Annotated in this window: 20 protein-coding genes; 14 read left to right on the top strand and 6 right to left on the bottom strand. The window is 33.0% G+C overall.

Annotated elements, in window-relative coordinates:
• Positions 1–42: 42 nt before the first annotated feature.
• Positions 43–1,536 (bottom strand): catalase, encoded by a 1,494-nt coding sequence (locus AC3Y25_RS10580; RefSeq protein ID WP_250835314.1) that lies wholly within the window; start codon positions 1,534–1,536, stop codon positions 43–45.
• Between the two features lie 1,257 nt (positions 1,537–2,793).
• Between AC3Y25_RS10580 and AC3Y25_RS10575 the strand changes: the two genes are divergently transcribed.
• Positions 2,794–3,804: an aldo/keto reductase gene (locus AC3Y25_RS10575; protein ID WP_489902720.1), complete on the top strand. Its 1,011-nt coding sequence runs from the start codon at positions 2,794–2,796 to the stop codon at positions 3,802–3,804.
• A gap of 84 nt (positions 3,805–3,888) precedes the next feature.
• Entirely contained in the window at positions 3,889–4,809 is a 921-nt protein-coding gene (locus AC3Y25_RS10570; RefSeq protein ID WP_489902719.1) for a helix-turn-helix domain-containing protein, read from the top strand.
• On the opposite strand, the gene AC3Y25_RS10565 is transcribed toward AC3Y25_RS10570, so the two are convergent.
• The 3 genes from AC3Y25_RS10565 to AC3Y25_RS10555 form a co-directional block, all read right to left on the bottom strand.
• Positions 4,806–5,606 (bottom strand): ABC transporter substrate-binding protein, encoded by an 801-nt coding sequence (locus tag AC3Y25_RS10565; protein ID WP_489902718.1) that lies wholly within the window; start codon positions 5,604–5,606, stop codon positions 4,806–4,808. The two genes, AC3Y25_RS10570 and AC3Y25_RS10565, sit on opposite strands and share 4 nt — an antisense overlap.
• A gap of 365 nt (positions 5,607–5,971) precedes the next feature.
• A complete protein-coding gene (gene pyrF / locus AC3Y25_RS10560; protein WP_489902717.1) occupies positions 5,972–6,799 on the bottom strand; it encodes an orotidine-5'-phosphate decarboxylase in 828 nt (275 codons plus the stop codon).
• Positions 6,800–6,911: 112 nt separating this feature from the next.
• Complete coding sequence (locus tag AC3Y25_RS10555; protein WP_489902716.1) at positions 6,912–9,095, bottom strand: DUF5723 family protein; 2,184 nt, start codon at positions 9,093–9,095, stop codon at positions 6,912–6,914.
• Between the two features lie 152 nt (positions 9,096–9,247).
• On the opposite strand from AC3Y25_RS10555, the gene AC3Y25_RS10550 reads away from it, so the two are divergent.
• The 11 genes from AC3Y25_RS10550 (at position 9,248) to AC3Y25_RS10500 (ending at position 15,850) form a co-directional block, all read left to right on the top strand.
• A complete protein-coding gene (locus tag AC3Y25_RS10550; protein ID WP_489902715.1) occupies positions 9,248–9,721 on the top strand; it encodes a Dps family protein in 474 nt (157 codons plus the stop codon).
• A 109-nt stretch (positions 9,722–9,830) separates the two neighbouring features.
• The gene (locus AC3Y25_RS10545; RefSeq protein WP_250835307.1) at positions 9,831–10,016 is read left to right on the top strand and encodes a CsbD family protein; all 186 of its coding nucleotides are present in this window, start codon (positions 9,831–9,833) and stop codon (positions 10,014–10,016) included.
• Between the two features lie 159 nt (positions 10,017–10,175).
• A complete protein-coding gene (locus AC3Y25_RS10540) occupies positions 10,176–10,727 on the top strand; it encodes a helix-turn-helix domain-containing protein (protein WP_379798091.1) in 552 nt (183 codons plus the stop codon).
• Between the two features lie 21 nt (positions 10,728–10,748).
• The gene (locus tag AC3Y25_RS10535) at positions 10,749–11,198 is read left to right on the top strand and encodes a response regulator (RefSeq protein WP_095929844.1); all 450 of its coding nucleotides are present in this window, start codon (positions 10,749–10,751) and stop codon (positions 11,196–11,198) included.
• Between the two features lie 13 nt (positions 11,199–11,211).
• Positions 11,212–12,999: a sensor histidine kinase gene (locus AC3Y25_RS10530; protein ID WP_489902714.1), complete on the top strand. Its 1,788-nt coding sequence runs from the start codon at positions 11,212–11,214 to the stop codon at positions 12,997–12,999.
• Positions 13,000–13,248: 249 nt separating this feature from the next.
• On the top strand, positions 13,249–13,818 hold the full coding sequence (locus AC3Y25_RS10525; protein WP_489902713.1) for a DUF4142 domain-containing protein: 570 nt from the start codon (positions 13,249–13,251) through the stop codon (positions 13,816–13,818).
• A gap of 34 nt (positions 13,819–13,852) precedes the next feature.
• Entirely contained in the window at positions 13,853–14,500 is a 648-nt protein-coding gene (locus AC3Y25_RS10520) for a porin family protein (protein ID WP_427872681.1), read from the top strand.
• Between the two features lie 39 nt (positions 14,501–14,539).
• Positions 14,540–14,692 (top strand): lmo0937 family membrane protein, encoded by a 153-nt coding sequence (locus tag AC3Y25_RS10515; RefSeq protein ID WP_141248143.1) that lies wholly within the window; start codon positions 14,540–14,542, stop codon positions 14,690–14,692.
• A gap of 58 nt (positions 14,693–14,750) precedes the next feature.
• The gene (locus AC3Y25_RS10510) at positions 14,751–15,035 is read left to right on the top strand and encodes a YtxH domain-containing protein (RefSeq protein WP_198856936.1); all 285 of its coding nucleotides are present in this window, start codon (positions 14,751–14,753) and stop codon (positions 15,033–15,035) included.
• Positions 15,036–15,083: 48 nt separating this feature from the next.
• A complete protein-coding gene (locus tag AC3Y25_RS10505; RefSeq protein WP_354590435.1) occupies positions 15,084–15,443 on the top strand; it encodes a hypothetical protein in 360 nt (119 codons plus the stop codon).
• Between the two features lie 29 nt (positions 15,444–15,472).
• On the top strand, positions 15,473–15,850 hold the full coding sequence (locus AC3Y25_RS10500) for a hypothetical protein (RefSeq protein ID WP_489902712.1): 378 nt from the start codon (positions 15,473–15,475) through the stop codon (positions 15,848–15,850).
• Between the two features lie 402 nt (positions 15,851–16,252).
• On the opposite strand, the gene AC3Y25_RS10495 is transcribed toward AC3Y25_RS10500, so the two are convergent.
• Both AC3Y25_RS10495 and prfA read right to left on the bottom strand, forming a co-directional pair.
• Positions 16,253–17,584, bottom strand: coding sequence for a DUF5723 family protein (locus AC3Y25_RS10495; protein ID WP_489902711.1), 1,332 nt, complete (start codon positions 17,582–17,584; stop codon positions 16,253–16,255).
• Positions 17,585–18,281: 697 nt separating this feature from the next.
• A complete protein-coding gene (prfA, locus tag AC3Y25_RS10490; RefSeq protein ID WP_250835301.1) occupies positions 18,282–19,358 on the bottom strand; it encodes a peptide chain release factor 1 in 1,077 nt (358 codons plus the stop codon).
• Positions 19,359–19,833: 475 nt separating this feature from the next.
• Between prfA and AC3Y25_RS10485 the strand changes: the two genes are divergently transcribed.
• The gene (locus AC3Y25_RS10485) at positions 19,834–21,540 is read left to right on the top strand and encodes an AIPR family protein (RefSeq protein WP_489902710.1); all 1,707 of its coding nucleotides are present in this window, start codon (positions 19,834–19,836) and stop codon (positions 21,538–21,540) included.
• Positions 21,541–21,609: the final 69 nt, after the last annotated feature.

The following is a 21,609-nucleotide window of genomic DNA, read 5'->3' as shown; positions in this document are numbered from 1 at the left end:
AGTTGGCAACTTAGAGACTTAGCATCTTAGTAACTCAGAAACTTACCTAGCTTTAATCGCCAATCTAGGATCATCAAAAGCATTTACCTCATCCATTGTCATTCCTAAAGCGTTTGCTACACCCGCACCATAAGCTGGATCGGCTTGGTAACAATTTCTAATATGACGCACTTGAATAAATTTCTGCGCTCCTCCTACTTGACCTGCTGTATTTTTAAACAAAAGCTGTTTTTTCTCTTCTGTCAGCAAGTTGAATAAAAGTCCTGGCTGAGTAAAATAATCGTTATCGTCTTCTCTAAAATTATGTGCATAAGCATCACCATAAATTGCCAATGGCGGTTCTTTTACTTCTGGCTGGTCTTGCCATTCACCAAAACTATTTGGTTCGTAGTGTTTTCTTCCTCCGTAATTTCCATCAACACGCATTGCTCCGTCTCTGTGGAAACTATTATACGGACATCTAGAAGCGTTTACCGGAATCTGGTAATTGTTTACTCCTAAACGGTAACGGTGCGCATCGCCGTAAGAGAACAAACGTCCTTGAAGCATTTTATCTGGAGAAAAACCAATGCCTGGAACTACGTGAGCTGGATTAAATGCCGCCTGTTCTACTTCTGCAAAATAATTTTCTGGATTTTTATTCAATTCAAACTCTCCAACTGGAATTAATGGAAAATCTCCTTTTAACCAAACTTTAGTCAAATCGAATGGATGAAAACGATACGTTCTCGCCTGTTCTTCTGACATAATCTGAACAAACATTTTCCATTTCGGGAAATTACCTTCTTCAATTGCATTAAACAAATCCCTTTGATGGCTTTCTCTGTCTCCGCCCACCAATTTAGCAGCTTCTTCATCAGAAAGATTTTCGATTCCCTGTTGCGAAACCAAATGAAATTTTACCCAATGTCTCTCGTTTTGTGCATTGATGAAGCTAAAAGTATGGCTTCCAAAACCATGCATTTCTCTATACGATCTCGGAATTCCACGGTCACTCATTACAATCGTAACTTGGTGGAGAGCCTCTGGCAATAAAGTCCAAAAATCCCAATTGTTATCAGCACTTCTTAAATTGGTTTTTGGATCACGTTTTACAGCATGGTTCAAGTCAGGAAATTTCATTGGATCACGAAAAAAGAAAACTGGCGTATTATTTCCTACCAAATCCCAATTTCCTTCGTTGGTGTAAAATTTCATGGCAAAACCACGAATGTCTCTTTCGGCGTCAGCAGCGCCTCTTTCTCCTGCAACAGTTGAAAACCGCACAAACATTTCTGTCTTTTTACCAATTTCAGAAAACAAGTCTGCTTTTGAGTACTTAGTAATATCGTGCGTAACAGTAAAAGTTCCGTAAGCCCCAGATCCTTTGGCATGCATTCTTCTTTCGGGAATCACTTCTCGATCAAAATGAGCCATTTTTTCTAAGAACCAAAAATCTTGTAATAAAACGGGTCCGCGAGGGCCAGCTGTTTGAATGTTTTGATTGTCTGGAACGGGTGTTCCTGTTGCAGTTGTTAATTTTTTGTTTGATTCCATATTGCTGATTTTTAATGTTTTATCAAATATACAAACTTATCTTTACCATATTCATAAACAAAATTGATTGTTATTATATTTTAATAACCAAATGTTATTTAACAGTGCGGAAAGCTCAAAACAGTGGTTTGACAAATCTTAACGTATGGTCAACAAAGTAATAACAAAACCTTAACAGCATAAGATTGATATATGTCGGACATTTGTAATGTAATAAACTGGTTATTTATTATTTTGGTTTTGGTTAGTTAAATGATGCCGGCGTCTTCGAGATGCCGGCATTCTTTTTTTATACTATTTTGTTTCAGGTTTAAGGTTTCAAGTTGTTTACTTTGAACATAATTTTACCGCAAAGAGCGCAAAGTTTTTTTGCTTTAGAGTTTTTGTATAAAACGCAAAATTCGCAAAGCTTTGCCTTAAAAAAACTTTGCGAACTTTGCGCAATTCTTTGCGCTCTTTGCGGTAAAAAAACATTAACTTATCTATTTTGAATATAATTTTAACGCAAAGAACGCAAAGTTTTTTTTTTCTTAAGAGGTTTTGTATAAAACGCAAAGTTCGCAAAGCTTTCTATAAAAAAACTTTGCGAACTTTGCGCAATTCTTTGCGCTCTTTGCGGTAAAAAAAACATTAACTTATCTATTTTGAACATAATTTTAACGCAAAGAACGCAAAGGTTTTTACTCAAGAGGTTTTGTATAAAACGCAAAGTTCGCAAAGCTTTCTATAAAAAAACTTTGTGAACTTTGCGTAATTCTTTGCGCGCTTTGCGGTTAAACTCTCAACAATATGAACATTAACTTATATCCAACAAAGTAATAACAAGATCTTAACAGCATAAGATTGATATATGTCGGACATTTGTAATGTAATAAACTGGTTATTTATTATTTTGGTTTTGGTTAGTTAAATAATGCCGGCGTCTTCTAGATGTCGGCATTCTTTTTTTATAAAAGTTTAGTTTCAGGTTTCATGTTTTCTTTTGTTTCAGGTTGCTTTAATTTGAGCATATTTTAACGCAAAGAGCGCAAAGCTTTTTTACTCAAGAGGTTTAGTATAAAACGCAAAGTTCGCAAAGCTTTGTGTAAAAAACTTTGCGAACTTTGCGTAATTCTTTGTGTGCTTTGCGGTAAAAAACACAATCTTTTAAACATTGGCTCATTTTGGATACAACTACACGAGATTTAGATACTTTATAAAAGCAATACTGATGGATCTTTGCTAAATCAATTTTGATTTAAAATTAAAACAGTAATTATGAGTACTATCAAAAAAGTTAATTTAGGAAATCAGGGACTTGTTGTTCCCAATATTGGTTTAGGCTGTATGGGAATGAGCCAGATTGCAGGAAATGATATTTACGGTAAAGCAGACGAAACTGAATCTATACAAACAATACATCGCTCACTTGAATTAGGGGGTAATTTTTTAGATACGGCCGATTTATATGGTCCGTTGAAAAATGAAAGATTGATTTCAAAAGCTATAAAAGGTAATCGTGACGCTTACATCATTGCTACAAAATTTGGTTTTGAGATTAATGACAACGAAGAACTTACCTGGCAGTTTAATGGCAAAAAAGAATATGTAAAAAAAGCCGTAGAACGTTCTCTAAAAAATCTTGGAACAGATTATATCGATTTATATTATCTGCACCGTGTTGATCCTAATACTCCAATAGAGGAAACAATTCAGGCAATGTCTGATTTGGTAAAAGAAGGAAAGGTTGGCTATATTGGTCTTTCTGAAGTTTCTTCCGAAACTATTAGAAAAGCACACAGCATTCACCCTCTGACGGCAGTTCAAAGTGAATATTCTCTTTTTGAAAGAAGCATTGAAGAAGACGGAATTATAAAAACATTAGAAGAACTTCAAATTGGTGTAGTAGCTTATTCACCTCTAGGAAGAGGTTTTATTTCAGGAGAAATACAACATCCGCAAGACTTAGCCGAAAATGATTTTAGACGAACAATTCCTCGTTTTCAAGGAGAACAATTTTATAAAAACATTGAACTCTTAAATGAAATAAAGCTTATCGCCGACGAAAGAAAAATTACTGCTTCGCAATTGGCTTTGGCATGGATTGCATCTAAAGGTTTTTTAGCCATTCCGGGTACAAAACGAGTAAAATATGTAGAGCAAAATATTGAGGCTTCTCAGCTTATTCTGACTACTGAAGAATTGAACAGATTAGAAAACATTATTCCTTTAGGAACAATTACCGGAAATCGTTATGATGAATCTGGAATGAAATCTGTGAATCTATAAGAAATCAGAAAAAAAATCTACAGGAAAAGTTATCTTTATGAAAGTTATCTTTATGACAGCTTTTCCTGTATTAAACCTAAAGCCATGAAGAAAGAAGATCATATTCCGTATAACATTACCTCTATTTCAGAATTACATCAATTACTAAGAATTCCAAAACCAGATCATCCTTTGGTAAGTTTTGTAAATCTGAAAGATATAAGTTGTCATTTTGATAATAATCTAAAAAGTGTCATTTATAATTTCTACACGATTTCAATTAAAAGAGGATTTAAGGGAAAAATGAGATATGGCCAAAACTATTATGATTTTGATGAAGGTGTCATGACATTTATGGGGCCAGGACAAATTATTTCGACAGAAGTTCCAATGGATTCTTCTGTATATGGCTCGATGTTAGTCATTCATCCTGATTTTATTCAGAATTATGCTTTGTCAAAAAAAATAAAAGAGTACGGATATTTCTCTTATGCTGTTAATGAAGCTTTGCATCTTTCAGAAAAAGAAGAAACAATGATTACTGGAATTATGCAGAATATCGAACAAGAATATCTGTCTTCTATTGATGCTTTCAGCCAAGATGTAATGGTTTCGCATATTGAACTGCTTCTTAATTATTGCAATCGTTTTTATAACCGACAGTTTATTACCCGAAAAAATGCAAACAATACGCTTTTAACTAAGCTGGAAATTCTTCTTTCTGAATATTTTGAAAGTGACAAAGTTGAAAAATTAGGATTACCAACTGTCGCTTACATTTCGGAACAATTAAATGTTACGCCAAATTATCTCAGCGATATGCTGCGCTCGTTGACAGGACAAAGCACACAGCATCATATTCACAATAAAATTATTGAAAAAGCCAAAGAACTTCTTACCACAACTACCTTGAGTGTAAGTGAAACTGCTTATAAATTAGGTTTCGAATATCCTCAATCTTTTAATAAGCTTTTCAAAAGTAAAACTACAGTTTCACCTTTAGAGTTTAGAAATTCATTTAACTAATTTTTTAATCTTTCGTGTAGCAATTTAAAATAAGGGAAAGCTTTTAACAATCGGCTTCCGTGCCAAGAAAACATTTCGCCGTCAACGAAAATGGTTTTGGCGTGATGTGTAAATCTTCCTATTTCGAAAGCATCTTCTTCCTTAAAAGGGTACGGTTCTGACGAAAGAAAAACAATATCGGGATCGCCTTCTAAGCGCATTTTCTTTAATTCGATTTCAGGATAACGGCCTTTGTCTTCGTAGATGTTTTTAAAATGATTTAGTTTTAGCAACTCATTTATATAGGTATCTTTTCCTGCAACCATGTATGGATTTTTCCAAATAAAATAGGCCGCTTTTTTTTCTTTTATATCCTGAATATAATTTTTAAAATCGCTTAAAGCGAAAGCCAATTTGTCGTTCCATTTCTGCGCTTCGGTTCTGCAATTGAACAACTGCCCAAAATCTGAAATCATCTGGAAATTATCTTCTATAGAAACAATATTGGTAACCCAAACTGGACAAATTGTACTTAACTGCTCTACAATCTCCAGTGTGTTTTCTTCTTTATTGCAGATAATAATATCCGGCTCTAAAAGTTTTATTTTTTCGAAGTGAATTTTCTTGGTACCACCAACAATCTTTTTAGTCGATTTAAAATGAAACGGATGAACACAAAACTTCGTTATTCCGATGATTTTCTCTTCTAAACCTAAATCATACAATAATTCAGTTTGCGATGGAACTAGCGAGATGATACGCTTTGGAGCAATTTCAAAAGTATGAACTTTGCCAAGCTGGTCTTTTATTTGTTTCATGTTTGAGGTTTGTTGGAATGTGGAATTTAACGCAAAGCTCGCGAAGTTTTTTCGCAAAGTCGCAGAGGTTTATGCTTAAACGTTGAGTTTATGTTTTTTTTAAGTTCTCAAAGCTTAAAATAAATTTCCTCTTTGAGAACTTAAAAAAACTGTATATAATTTCTTTGTGTACTTTGCGAAAAACCTTAGCGCACTTTGCGTTAAAATTATATTCAAAGTTAACTTTAACAAAAAAGTAAAGCTTACACCCTACTTTGAGAACTTAAGAAACTTTTAAAACACTGTATATAATTTCTTTGTGCACTTTGCGAAAAAACTCAGCGAACTTTGCGTTAAAAAATTATGCTCAAAGTTAACTTGAAACTTTAAACCTGAAACTTTAAACCAATAATCTCAGCCATTTCCTGCTGTACTTTCAAAGCTTCTTCCCTAGCCTTTTCAGCAAAATCGGTTTCTTTTGAAGCGTAGATAATAGCTCTTGCAGAGTTTACCAAAAGACCAACCTTATCATTCATTCCATATTTGCATACTTCAGATAAGCTTCCGCCTTGAGCACCAATTCCTGGAACTAGTAGGAAACTATCAGGAACAATTTTTCTGATTTCCGTAAAATATTCTGCTTTTGTTGCACCCACAACATACATCAGGTTCTCGCTGTTTTTCCAAGTTTTAGAAGTTTCTAGAACTTGTTTGTATAATTCTTTTCCGTTAGTATTTAAAGTCTGAAAATCGAAAGCACCTTCATTAGACGTTAAAGCCAACATAATAGTATGTTTATTTTCGAATGCCAGAAAAGGCTCTACAGAATCTTTTCCCATATATGGGGCAACGGTTACACTATCAAAATTCAGATCTTCAAAAAAAGCTTTCGCATACATGCTAGAAGTGTTTCCGATGTCTCCACGTTTTGCATCTGCAATTGTAAAAATATCAGGATAATTTTCGTTGATATAATTGATCGTTTTCTGCAAAGACATCCATCCTTTTATTCCGTATGCTTCAAAAAAAGCGGTGTTTGGTTTGTATCCAACTGTCAGATCGTGCGTTGCATCGATTATCGCTTTATTAAATTCGAAAATAGGATCTTCGGTTTCTAATAAATGCTGCGGAATTTTAGCCAGATCAGGATCTAAACCAACGCATAAAAATGATTTTTTTTGAAGAATTTGTTCGTGTAGTTGTTGTGTTGTCATATTGTATTTTTAGTTCTTCTATTTCAAAGAATTAATTCTTTTTAAAAAGTATGCAAAAATAAAAAAAGCCACTCAATTAAGAATGGCTTTTTACTTTTATATTCAGAAGCGTTTACAAATTGCCTAAATAAACAATTTCAGTTCTTCTGTTTTCTGCTCTTCCTGCAGCAGTTTTATTTGATTTTACTGGTTTTGTCGAACCGTAACCTTTAGAAGTTAAATTCTCTGGATTTACACCTTTTTCGATTAAAAGATCCATTACTACTTTTGCTCTAGCTTCAGATAATTTTTGATTTGCTTTTGCATTTCCAACATTATCTGTATGTCCGTTAATAGTAAATTTTGCATTTGGATAATTTCTTAAGATTTCTTTTATCGCATCTAATCTTCCAGAAGTCTCTCCTTTTTTAGCATCGTTTAAAGTTGCTTTTCCAGTTGTAAAGAAAATAGATCTTGCTTCTACTTTTAGCTGAGCCAAAGTTTCTTTAGTCACTTTTGGACAACCTTTATTATCTGCTGGACCTGCAACTGTAGGACAAGCATCATCTTTATCCAAAACGCCATCCTTATCTGCGTCTAATTCTGGACAGCCTTTATTTTCTGCTGCACCTGCTTCGTTCGGACATGCATCATCTTTATCTAAAACTCCATCTCCATCAGTATCTGGCCATGGACATCCTTTATTTTCTACAGGACCAGCAATTGTAGGACATGCATCTACATTGTCCAATAAAGTATCTCCGTCACTATCTTTCCAAGGACAACCTTTATTTTCTTTTGGTCCTGCCACATCTATACAAGCATCATCTTTATCAAAAACACCATCTTTATCTGTATCTGGCCAAGGGCAACCACCATTTTCAGCAGGACCAGCAACTTTTCTACAAGCATCTTCTTTATCAATTACACCATCACCGTCTGTATCTTTAAATTGTTTTTCGTAAACCGGAATCTTCATTCCTAAGTGAAAATCAGCTCCTTTAGAGTTGCTAGAAGCTAAATTACTCAAAATAGAACCAGAACCAATAAAGAAAACTCCTGCGCGTAAACCAGCTCCAGCCTGCATACCGCTATATTCCATATATGTCATTGGCAAATAAAAACTAAACCATCTGCTTTCGTAACGAGGCGTTAATGTAACTCGGTCAGCAATTCCGTAACCATTCAATTTACTGCCAGAAACAAGATTAATATCTCCGTTAAGGTTCAAATAGAATTTATTGTACATATTCCAATCTGCATCTGCTCGAATCGCAGTTGGCAAATTTGTTTTTACTCCTTTTGAAGTTGAAGTTTTGGTATAATGCTCATTTAAAAAATCATACAAATCTTCTGCGTCATCAATCATTTGTTGCGTCACTACTCCGTTTACATTATAAGTGTCCACTTTTGAGTTTTTATAATTGATAGATCCGATGTCTGTAACCGATAAACCAAAACGCAACTTGTATTTATTTAAATCTCTAAAATTATTATCTGCTGGTTTTGCTTTTTTAAGATCATATTGATCATAATCAGGTCTCCATTCATAAACCAATCCAAAATCGAAACCAAATCCGCGTGATTTTGAATCAAATTCATAATCGTCATTTGCTTCCCAATCTTGACTTCCTCCAACCGTAACTTCACCATTTGAAATTAAAGAACCTTCTTTTGGATCTGCTGAGTTTTCAATATAAGCCACATTCACATTTTTTCCGTGAACATAGGCATTTACACCACCTTGAAGATATTTAGCCGTTAAACCTCCTTTTAAAAAGTGCTGGTCTTTTTGAAATAAAACTGCAGCATAAGAAATTCCAAGTTCGCCCCAAGAATGAGAGGCAGCATTTGGACTTCCTAAATTATAATTGAAGCTATCAGACTGATCTAATCCGTCTTTTACCTGATCGATAAGATAGCCGTTAATTTTTCTGATATTAGAAACAGATCTTGCTCTTGTAAAAACAGCCAAAGAATGTTTTGGCGCGATATTAAACATAAAAGAGGGTCCCATGATATCAAAATTTGCCAATCCGTTGTTGGCATTTTTTGCAGAAACTTTTGACTGGCTTTCAAAATCGTATCCGTCTTTGTAAACATCAAATAATTTAACGCCATATAAGTCATTTTCTACAGCACCACTAATTGAGAATAAATTAATGTCTGTTTTAAAACGTGAATCTGCAATTGAAGCTGGATTGAACAAAACACTTTGAACTCCCGCATAGTTGTCATGAAAATAGCCTAGGTAGGATTGTGATTTTGCTGTAAAAGAAATAATTAAAAAAAATAAAATAGGTAAATGTTTTCTCATTAAATTTAGTTTTAGATGGGCGCAAAACTACAACAATTAAAGCCTATAAAGGTTAAAAAAACATTGAATTCATGTAATTTCTCTGATAAATTATATAAGAAAAAATGAGGTTGTAAAAGTATCTTTGAGAATAACCTAATAGACAGACAATTATGAGCCCAAATATTGGAATTACACCCAAAAACCTAAAGAAGAGCGCTTCTATTTTAGCAACAATTTTATCAAATGAGATGACATTATATGTAAAAACAAGAAAATTTCATTGGAATATTTCGGGAAATAGCTTCATGGAACTGCATAAATTGTTTGAAGAACAATATAGAATTCTGGAAGCAAATATTGATGAAGTTGCAGAACGCATTAATCAGTTGGGCGAAAAAACAATCGGGACAATGAAAGAGTTTATCGACAATTCTACTCTAAAGGAATCTCCAAAAGAATATGCTTCGCAAAAAAATATGTTATCTGAACTTTTAGAAAACCACGAACAGCTGGTTACCGAATTTAGAGACTATATTCCGGTTTTCGAGAATGAAACTAATGATATAGGTTCTGCCGATTTTGTAACAGGATTGTTGCAGCAACACGAAAAAATGGCGTGGATTCTGAGAAGATATCAGGAGTAAAAAAGAAAGAAAAATGAAAATTATGCAAAAGTCAGAAAAATAAATGTAACACAAAGCCGACTTGCAATTTGCAATTTTACAATACAATAAAAATTAAAAAATAGAAATTATGAATACTACTGAAATAAAAGGAAACTGGAATGAGCTGAAAGGTAAACTGAAACAAAAGTATGCAACTCTAACAGATGATGATTTGATGTTCGCTGAAGGAAAAGAAGACGAAATGTACGGAAGACTTCAGCAAAAACTGGGAAAAACAAAAGAAGAATTTCATCAGATCCTGTCAGAATTGTAAATCCTTGCAACTCAATCAGGGAAATACCGTCTAGTAAGAAAATATTAGACGGTATTTTTTTGAAAAATTTATTTTAAAATCACATTTCCGTGTAATTCTATACCATTTAAAAGCAAAAACACCAAAAAAAATAAGTATCTTTAACCAAATTTCTATAAAATGAAACTATTTATAAAGTTCGACATCAATACTATTTGCTCTCTTTATTTAAAACAAAATCTGGAACAAAACAACATAAATTTTACAACTCTGGGTTTTGGTGAAATTGAGATTGAAGACAATCTTGATGCTGAAGCATTGGATAATTTAAAAACTAAATTGGCTCCGTGTGGTTTTGAAGTAGTTGAAAATCAAAAAAGTGTCTTAGTCCAAAAAATAAAAGATGCAATTATTGAACTTGTTTTTATGGATGACAGCAATAATTATAAAAGTTCTGTATTTTTGGCAGAAAAATTAAACCACAGTTACGGTTATTTATCTAATGTTTTCTCAGAAGTTACATATTCTTCTATTGAAAACTTTATTATTTTACAGAAAATTGAAAGAGCAAAACAGTTGATTATTATCAACGAAATGAGTTTGACCGAAATAGCTTTTTTACTAAATTATTCGAGTGTTGCACATTTGAGTACGCAGTTTAAAAACACAACCGGAATTACTCCGTCTGCTTTTCAGAGAATTATTAAGAAACGAAGAGAAAATTTAAAATAAAAACCCAAATACCATATTAAAATGCAAAAAAACGCATTACACATTTTATTGGCCGATGATGATGAAGATGACCGTCTTTTCTTTAAAGATGCATTTGAAGAAATAAAGATACAAACGAATGTAAATTTTGTTCATGACGGGATGCAGCTTATGGATCATTTAATGAATAAAGACAATAAACTTCCAGATATTTTGTTTCTAGATTTAAACATGCCTAAGAAAACAGGTAAAGAATGTTTGATTGAAATCAAAAAAACGGACCATTTAAAAGATATAATCATTGCGATTTATTCTACTTCTTCTTCCGAAGAAGATATTGAAGATACCTTTATTCAAGGCGCCAATATTTACATCAAAAAGCCAAGCGATTTCAATACGCTGAAAAAAATAATTAATGAAGTCGTGACCGTAAACTGGCATTATCATACTTCTGGTTTAAACCGTGATAATTTCTTGCTGCGACTAAAATAAAAGCATTCCAATAATGAAGTGGATACCAAATTTTAATTCTTCAAACTCTTTGAGAGTTATTTTTGTAATCGCAGTTTTCATTCTGTTATTTCTTTCTTCAATTGCTTACAAACATAATCAGGACTTGAATGAATCAAGCAAACTGGTTATGCATACTTACGAAATCAACATTCAGCTCGAACGATTAATGTCGGCTATAAAAGATGCAGAAACGGGCCAGCGAGGGTACATCATCACTCGCAATGCCCGTTTTCTGACTCCGTACATTTATTCCCGAGACAAGGTCAATACTTCTTTTATTACCTTAAAAAAACTCACTGCCGATAATCCGAGACAGCAGGAAAATCTTCAGAAACTTTTCAAACTCATTACCCAGCGTTTTGTTTCTTTTGAAAATTGTCTAAAATATAGCGATCCAAAAACGTACGATAAAAGAAAATTGGACAATCATATGTTTGGCGGCCGTATTTTAATGGAAAACATCCGTTTTAAGGTGGACGAAATGAACGACATCGAGAAGGATTTCTTAAAGAAAAGACTTAAAATTTACGATTCGGAGATTTCTTTAAGTCCGCTGTTTTCTATTTCTTTATTTCTAGTCGCTTTAAGTTTTATTTTACTGGCTTATCGCCAAATTAGCCGTGATTTTGAACGCCTAAAAGTATTCAATAAAAAGCTTCTTATTTCGACAGGTTTAATTTCTGAATCTGAAAATATTGGAAAATTCAGCACTTGGCAATGGGATCTGGATTCTGATAAAATAGATTTTTCAGACAACCAGTTTCGATTATTAGGCCTTGAGCCAAAATCTTTTGCTCCTAACAAAGCAACACTTTTAAAATATGTTCATCCAGATGATAAGGAAGCTGTAGCAAAAGCTATTGACGGAATTATAGAAAAGAAACATCTTCCGTTTGTATATTACAAAATTACACGTCCAGATTTTGAAGTGCGTTACTTTAAAACAACAGGTAAATTAGTAACCGATCAGCAAGGCAGTAAAATCTTGCTCGGAATTAACTTTGACATTACAGACGAACATCTTCTTAATATCGAATTGCAGGAACGAAATAAAGAATTGGAAAAAAGCAATAAAGAATTGGCTTCTTTCAACCATGTTGCTAGTCACGATTTGCAAGAACCGCTTCGAAAAATACAAACCTTTATTTCTAGAGTTTCAAGTGCCGACAAAGAAGTTATGTCTGAAAGCGGCAAAAATTACATTACCAAAATAGAAAGTTCGGCAAAAAGAATGCGTGTATTAATAGACGACCTTCTTTTATTCTCCAGAACCAATACAACCAAAAAGGAATTCATCAAAATGAATCTGAATGAACTTCTGGACAATGCCGAATCTGAACTGGCTGAAACTATTGAAGAAAAGAAAGCCGTAATCCAGCGCATTGGTAAACTTCCGAAGCTTGCGGTAATTCCGTATCAGATCGAACAGCTGTTTATCAATTTAATTGGAAATTCATTAAAATACAGCCAGCCCGATGTTGAACCTGAAATTTCCATTTCTAGCGAAAAAGTCAATTCTTGCGATTATCCAGAAATATTAGAACAGTCGGTAAAGAAATTTCATAAAATCACTTTTACAGACAACGGAATGGGATTTGACCCACAGTTTAAAGAAACCATTTTTATTCTCTTTCAGCGTCTCCATTCTAAAACAGATTATCCAGGAACCGGAATCGGATTAGCGATCTGCAAGAAGATTGTCGAGAACCATAAGGGTCACATTACAGCAGATAGCACTTTAGGAAAAGGTTCGATATTTACGGTCTTTCTACCAGATTAAAATTTTATTTCTATTTGTAAGAAAAAAAATCTATCACATTATACCGAAAACAGAAAAAGAAATTATAGAAAAATCTATAATTTCTTTTTTTTTTACACCAAACTCAAACTTCACAAACCATTGATTTTAAAAGGATAAACCCTTAAAAAAAATCTGTTATGGGAATTATATAACGATTCATTTTTATGCTGTAAAGCAAAATCTTTCATTCGTTAGCATCTTTGTAATGTAATACTTTAAGAAGTAATAATGAAAGTAATTTCCCCCATGAAGGCGACATATTTTAAAGTCTTTTTCTTAATCTTATTGGTACTATGCATCACATCTTGCAGAAAAATTAATCCGATTGAAAATACTTTGAAGAATCAAGCTTTTGCAAAAAATGAAAGAGAAGAAACAGAAGTCTACTTTTTTATTTCTACGGCGAATATTAGCAAATCTATTATTTCAAAAAGTCAAATTGCACAACAAAAAAGTTCAGATGTTATTGTTCAAGAATTAAGTAAAAGAATTGAACTCCAAGAGAATCAATTGTTAGATCAAATATCCAAATTGGCCACATCAAAGCTCATTGTTATTACTGAAATAAACGCCACGCACAAACGAGACCTGTACAATCTCATAGACGCAAGCAATAATGATTTTAACAATATCTATTTAAACGCCATGACAGAAGCCATATGTGACCAGATTGAGTTATTTGAGACTATTTCTAGAGAAACAAATGATAAACAAATTTTGGAACTCGTTCTTAGATTTTTGCCCGAACAATATAAACTCTTACGAGAGACTGAAAGAATAAAAAAACAAAAAGAATAAAAGCCTATTATCTATTAACTAATTATTTTTTACTATGAAATTACAAGCCAATTTTTTATGCGCCTTAACACTTTTTTTATCAGCATCATTTGGAATGCTGCACGCTCAGGACACTAATGTAAATACCGAATTCGGTGTAAAAGGAGGATTCAACATGTCTAACTTATATGGAAGCGGAGACAATGTAGACGACAATAATATCTTATACGGATTTAATGCCGGGGTTTATGCTACACTTCCTATTTCAGACTTTGTAGCGATTCAGCCAGAGATTTTATTTACAACAAAAGGTTCAGAATTAGAATACAACAATGCTTTTGCATCTGGGAACACAAAATTTAGATTGAACTATATAGAAGTGCCACTTTTGGTTAGAGTAAATGTTACTAAAAATTTCAACATTCATGCCGGTGGTTACGCTTCTTATTTAGTAAGCTCTAAAGTAAGCGGAGACGGAAGTTTTGATTTTGACCAAGACATTGACACAGATGATCTAGCGAAATTTGATGCAGGTCTTTCTGCTGGTGTTGGAGTCGACTTTAACCCAATTAGCGTTGGATTACGTTACAATTACGGTTTAACCACTGTAGGTAAAGAAAGAACGGTTGCAGGAACTACATACACATTTCCTGATGCAAAAAACAGCAACTTGACTTTATATCTTTCTTATAAGTTAAACTAAGCGAATAAAACTGATTATTAACCACTAAAATAAAAAACCATGTCAAACTTATTATATACACTGGCAGTGATTCTGGTAATACTTTGGGCTCTTGGGTTCTTTGTTTACAGTTTCGGAAGCATAATCCATATTCTGTTAGTAATTGCCATTATCGCAGTATTGCTTCGACTAATTAAGGGTCGAGAAATTTAAAAATCACAATTTATTAAATCAACAAATTATTAAATATTAATCCATTAAATTATTTATTATGAAAACTAGTAGCACAATTTTAGGAATTTTAGGAGCCGCAGCGGCGGGAGCATTCATAGGTGTTTTATTTGCACCAGACAAAGGATCAAACACAAGAAAAAAAATCAAAGATAAATCAAAAGATTACGGTGATAATCTAAAAACAAAATTTGATGGCATTGTAAACACGATTACTTCAAACGGTAAAGAAATTATCGAAGAAGGAAAATCTAAACTTAACCAAGTTAAAGAAGATTACAACACGCTAAAAGACGATGTTAAAACAGTAAAATCAAACTATTAATTAGTTAGAATTAATTAGTGAAATTTTCAAACCATAAAACCCTATATCATGGAACCAAATGCAACAACAAACGAGAATTTAAATCTTTATGAAAAAGCAGAAAACTATGCTAAAACAAGTTTAGAATTACTTAAACTAAAAACAGTATGTTCTGTTGCTGATGGTGCTTCATCATTGGCTTCAAAGATAGCGATTGGTATTGTTGTTGCATTTTTTACTTTGTTCCTAAATATCGGGATTAGTTTATGGATTGGTAAAGAACTTGGAGAGTATTACTATGGCTTTTTTATCATGGCATTATTTTATCTTATTTTGGTAATTGTGGTTGTAAAATCGCATCATAGACTGATAAAAACTCCTATTGGAAATACTATCATTTCAAGTATTCTAAAAGAAACAAAAAACTGATTTAATTAACCTAAAAAACCGAAAAAACTATGGAGGCTATTTACAATATTGATCAGTTAAATCAAAAAATTGAGGAACTAGAAATTCGCCAGGACACAGAATGGTGTGCTATAAAGGACGAGATTAATGAAATTAAAGACAATTTAAAGCCCATTAACCTCATTCGAAACACGGTGGAAGAAATCAACCAAACGGTTGGTTTTAAAAGCCACATCGCTCAATCTGCCATCAGTATCGGAATTGGCTATTTAGCCAAAAGATTTATTGTCGGTAAAGGCGACTCCATGTTTAAAGGTGTTTTAGGCTCGATTGTTCAGCTTATTGTAACCAATCTGGTTTCGAAACCTCATCATGATTCTTCTGAAGAAGAAGAAGAATCATCACAATACGAATCATCTAGAGAGTAATTTGTCTAACTTAATTTAAATTATTATGGAAAAGTTTAGCGAAATAATGATAAAAAATGGAGTATACGTTTACTCGAATCTATATAAATGTTTTGAATATACGAGAGTATTTTTAGGCGTCTAACTCCATCATACGTGTTTGGGGAAACGGTTGATGGAGTGAAGACCTTCTATATATTTTTTTTAAGATACTAAGTTGCTAAGATTCTAAGGTTCTAAGTTTTATATTTAGATTTTTTAATTCTATCTTACTAATCTTAAATAAAAAAAACAGCATCTACAAAGTAGATGCTGTTTTTTTATGTCTTCATTTTCATAAACTAAGCAACTTAGAATCTCAGAATCTTAGCATCTCAGAATCTTAGCAACTTAGTATCTTAGTATCTCAGCATCTTAGAAACTCTACCTATAATCCTGATAAATAGGCAATTTTAAACCAGCGTAAATATTACAGCCTTTTGAATTGTTTGAAAACATATTGGAGAAAAGAGTTCCAGAACCAATAAATATTGGACCCGCTCTAAAACCCGCTCCTATTTGCGTTCCGCTGTATTGCATATAGGTCACCGGAACATAGAAACTAAACTGTCTGGTTTCATATCTCGGCGTAAAAGTAACCGAATTGGCAATTGCGGTTCCGTTTACTTTTTTGGCATCTACTAAATTGAAATCACCGCTTAAATTCACATAAAACCTTTGGTCGATGTTCCAGTCCAAATTGGTGTGCAAAGCCGTTGGAAGATTTGCTTTTACTCCTTTTCTTGAAGATATTTTAGTATAGTTAGAATCAAAAAACTCAAAAATATCATCTGCATCTTCGATATCTTGTTGCGTTACCCTTCCTGTAATATTATAAGTATTCTCGACAATGTTATTATAGTTTAGTTTTCCAATATCGGTTATAGAAGCTGCAGCTTTAAACTTGTAACGATTTCCTGCGCAAGAATGGCAGTTTGTACGATATTCGTAGGTAAAACCTAAATCTACTCCTACTCCAGCCGAAGCCGCATCAAACTTAGGATCATCTCCGTTAGCATAATCATAACTTGCAGCTGTTCTTATGTTTCCTGTCGAATAATATTCGCTTAACAAAGGATTGGCTTCGTTTTTATTAAAAGCCACACTTAAATCATTTCCGTTAACGTAGCCGTTTACTCCCGCCATTAAATACTTTAAAGTAATACCACCTTTTACAAAATGATCGTCACGATCAAACAGGACAGTAGCATAACTCGCTCCTATCTCGGCCCAAGAATTCGAAACAGCGTTCGGATTCCCACCCGTAATTAAAAAACTATTCGAAGCATCTACCTCTTTGTTCGCCTCATCAATAAGCTGTCCATTTATACCAACAAGACTTGTAACACTTCGCAAACGCGTAAAAAGCGCAACACTATGCACAGGCGTAATATTGAGCATTACAGAAGGCCCCATAATGTCTATATTGAAATTTCCTCTATTGTTCGATTTGAAATTTTTGCTTGCATCGGTTTCCAGATTGTAACCTCCGTCTAAGACATCCATTATATTAACTCCGTACAAATCATTTTGGCCAGTTCCGCTGCCAGATCCAAACGTAACGTCGGCCTTGTATTTTGAATCTACAATATTGGACGGATTAAACAATGCCGACTGAATTCCGGCATAATTATCATCCCTAAATCCGAAATACGATTGCGATCGCCCATAAAAAAAGCTCCCAAAGAAGCAAAATAAAAGTAAAGTTCTCTTCATAAATTAATGTTAGTTGGTTGGTTGATAAGGCAAATATGAGGTAAAAAAAAGTTATAAAAAAACAAGTTTTCATTAAGGTTGTAAGACGCTAAAGTTTTAATAGACTAAGCTTTACCAACTATATTATAAATCTTACTTCACAAAATTGCGTTATAGTATTTATCTTAATTTAGAATGCCTTTTTTGAAATTACAGGCCTTAATTATCCACATTAAATTATCATTAGAAATTAAGATGCGAAGTTGCTGAGACATTAAAATGCAAAGTTTTCATTCTCTCTTTAAGTTCTAGCCATAAAAAAAGCCGAACAAAGTTCGGCTTTAAATATATTTTATGTTCAAAGAGAAAAACTTAGAACCTTAGTACCTTAGAATCTTAGCAACTCAAAAAATATGTTCAAAAAGAAAAACTTAGAACCTTAGAATCTCAGTAACTTAGCAACTCAAAAAAATTATCTTCAAAGAGAAAAAACTTAGAACCTTAGCATTAACAACTTTAACCAATTCTTTGCGTTCCAGCGGTTGAAACCGCTGGCTATATTCTTTTTAGGTGCTAAGATGTTAAGATTCTAAGGCCTTGCCAATCTTTGGTATTTTTTCCACAAAAAAAAGCCGAACAAAGTTCGGCTTAAATTATTAAAAAGTCCTAAGAGAAAACTTAGAACCTTAGTATCTTAGAATCTTAGCATCTCAGAAATTTAGTAAACCTCCGAAGCTTCCTTCAATTTCTCCATATTATTAACTAACTGAAGCTCAGAAACGATTTTATGAATATCACCATTCATGATATTTCCTAAATCGTAAAGCGTTAAACCAATACGGTGATCAGTTACACGACCTTGCGCATAGTTATACGTACGGATTTTTGCCGAACGGTCTCCAGAACTTACCTGAGAACTACGTTTTTTAGCATCTTCTTCCTGCTTTTTGGCCAATTCCATTTCGTACAAACGAGAACGCAATACCATCAAAGCTTTATCTTTATTCTTGTGTTGCGATTTTTCATCCTGACATTGTGCTACCAATCCTGTTGGAATGTGCGTTAAACGTACAGCCGATTTTGTTGTATTTACCGATTGTCCTCCAGGTCCAGACGAACAGAAGAAATCTACACGAACATCGTTCATATCTACCTGAACATCAAACTCCTCAGCTTCTGGCAAAACCATAACCGTTGCAGCCGATGTATGCACACGTCCTTGAGTTTCTGTCTGCGGAACACGCTGTACACGGTGAACACCCGCTTCAAACTTCAAAGTTCCGTATACATCTTCTCCAGTAACCTCAAAAATAACCTCTTTGAAACCTCCAGAAGTACCCTCGTTCATATCTACAACAGATGATCTCCATCCCATAGATTCGCAATATTTTGTGTACATTCTAAACAAGTCACCAGCAAAAATACTCGCTTCGTCCCCACCCGTTCCGGCGCGGATCTCCACCATAACGTTTTTCGCATCTTCAGGATCTTTAGGAATAAGCATAAATTTGATTTCCTCCTCCAATTCTGGCAGACGTTCTTTTGCTTCATCCAATTGCATTTTGGCCATTTCCACCATTTCAGCATCACTTCCGTCAGCAATAATTTCGTTTGCTTCGTCAATATTTGCCAAAATTACAATGTACTCTTCTCTCTTTTCAACAAGCGCTTTAATCCCTTTATATTCTTGATTAAGTTGCTTATAACGTTTTTGATCAGAAATAACATCCGGCTGAATAATCAAATCCGAAATCTCATCGAAACGCTGCTTTACATATTGAAGTCTATCTAACATTTTCTAATTCCTTTTATTGGACGGCAAAATTACAAAATTTTTATCGAAAATTCTAGTGTTCCTTTTTTGGGGAATTTAAGTTGAACATTTAGTGGAATTGTAATGATTTTCAGGAGCTGTTTCCTGCTATCCGCTATATCTTTTTAGGCAGAAAGTTTACGGTTTAATAAGCTCTTTTTCGTTTGCCTAAAAAGGATGCCGCTTCTATCAGGGCTAGGGCTTTGGTTTTCATAATTATGTTTACGGTTTTCCGTAATGTATTTAGATTTTTAGAATTTACTTTTAACTAAAAAATTAAGTGCTGAAAATAAAGCTTTCTAAAATCAGGTGTTTTTACGTATTAATTGATCTAAAATAAAAGCGATGTTTGTTTTTTTTAAATAAATCAATTATTGAAAATAATAGAATTAAAATAACTAAATAAAGTTTCCTTATATAAAATTGATCAAACCTATTACTAAATTATATTAAAATTATGGATAGAATTACACAAAGTTTTATTAGTGAATTACTAGAAACAGAAGAACTAAATTCGTTAGGTGAATCCAAAGATTTTGAGCGTCTATCTAATTATTCAATAATATCAAATGAATATAACAAAACATTCGACTTAGATTTTGTAACTATTGGAGATGGAGATGATACAGGAATTGACGGTATTGCAATTATAGTTAATGGTCTATTAATAGAGTCTATCGAAGAAGTAAATGATTTGATAGAAAAAAATGGCTCAATTGAAGTGGAGTTTTTATTTATTCAGTCAAAGACTTCATCAAATTTTTCAACTTCTGAATTAAATACATTTATTTTTGGTGTAAAGGATTTTTTCGCAACTAACCCAAAACTGCGAAGAAATGATTCTCTTCAGAAGTTTTGTGATATATCCAATCATATATACGATAGTGCTCCAAAACTTAAATACAATCCAACGTGTAAGTTATTTTATGTTACTACTGGAAAATGGGTAAATGATTTAAATTTAGTTGCAGTAATTGACTCTGGTAAAGAAGATTTAGAAAGCACTAATCTCTTTGATATTGTAGACATTCATCCTATTGGAGCAAAAGAACTTGCTAAACATTATAGAAAAACTAAGGAAAGTGTAAGTACAACCATAAATTTTTCGAATAGAATTACAATTCCTGAAATCAATGGTATTTCTGAAGCATATATAGGTTTAATTCCTTACGAAGAATTTATTAAAATTGTTTCATCAGAAGAACAAAACTTATTAAATGTTTTTGAAGATAATGTTAGAGATTTTCAAGGTGAAAGTAATGATGTTAATAGTGGGATAGCTTCTACAATTACAAATCCAGGTTCAGAGATTTTTAGCGTTTTAAATAATGGAATTACAATTGTTGCAAGTAAAATTTCACCAACTGGAAATCAATTTACAATTACAGACTATCAAATAGTTAATGGATGTCAAACAAGTAATGTTTTGTATAACAATAGAGAGAATAAAAACATTTCGAATGTAGTTATCCCAATTAAATTGATTGCAACAGAAGATGATGAAATAAAGACTAGAATCACATTAGCAACTAACAATCAAACTCCAATTAAAAAAGAACAGCTAGCTTCTCTAACCCAATTCCAGAGAAGTTTAGAGCAATATTATAATTCTTATCAAGGAGAACAAAAACTTTATTACGAGCGTAGAGCTAAACAATATAATTCTGACCCAAGTGTAATCAAGTCCCGAGTTATTACTCTACCATATCAGATTAAATCTTTCGCAGCCATGTTTTTAAATGAGCCTCATAATGTTACAAGTTTTTTTGGGATGATTGTAAAAAAACTAAACGATGGCAAAATACAAATATTTGACTCCGAACATCTCTACATAACGTACTATACAGCGTCATATGCGTACTATAAACTAGAAGCTTTATTCAAGAAAGGCCAAATAGATTCTTCTTACAAAAAGGTTAAATTTCATTTATTACTATTATTTAGATTATTAAATGAAAATGAGGAAATGCCAAGATTAAATGCAAAAAAAATTGAAAATTACTGTAATAATCTTTTAAACATTCTATATGATGATGAGAAAGTTTTGAGAGCTTTTAAAAAATGTTGTAAAATAATTGATGAAGCTGATTTCGATAAAATGGATAAGCAAGATGTGAAATTAGTTTCAAAGACAAAAGCTTTAATTGACTTTATAAAAAAATAATCTTTTACAAATTAATTGTCTTCAGCCAGAGCAAGAACTCTCTACTAGAATAATATATTAATTTTCTAA

The organism is Flavobacterium sp. LK-23 (assembly GCF_058135255.1).
The sequence above is the reverse complement of the archived record's forward strand: the minus strand, read 5'-3'. Positions and strand labels throughout refer to the sequence as shown.